At 73.3% G+C, this 206-nt stretch carries 1 pseudogene; it reads left to right on the plus strand.

Features of this window, described 5'->3' with window-relative positions:
- Positions 1 to 206: pseudogene (locus A612_RS03465) on the plus strand (hypothetical protein); the annotation flags it as partial.

Raw genomic sequence — 206 nt, forward strand, 5'->3', positions numbered from 1 at the left:
CGCCGGCGCCCGGGGCGGGCCCAGTGAGTCCGCCTCCCGCGCCGACCGCCACGGTGGACGACATCGCCTTCATCTGGCCCTCGTCCGGCGCGGTGCTGGCAGGCTTCGACGAGGCGCGCAACAAGGGTGTGGACATCGGCGGCAATGCCGGCGACCCCGTGCTGGCCGCCGCCACCGCTACGAAGCGAACGTGCAATACCTCGACC

The organism is Melaminivora alkalimesophila (assembly GCF_000282995.1).
GTDB lineage: Bacteria > Pseudomonadota > Gammaproteobacteria > Burkholderiales > Burkholderiaceae_C > Melaminivora > Melaminivora alkalimesophila.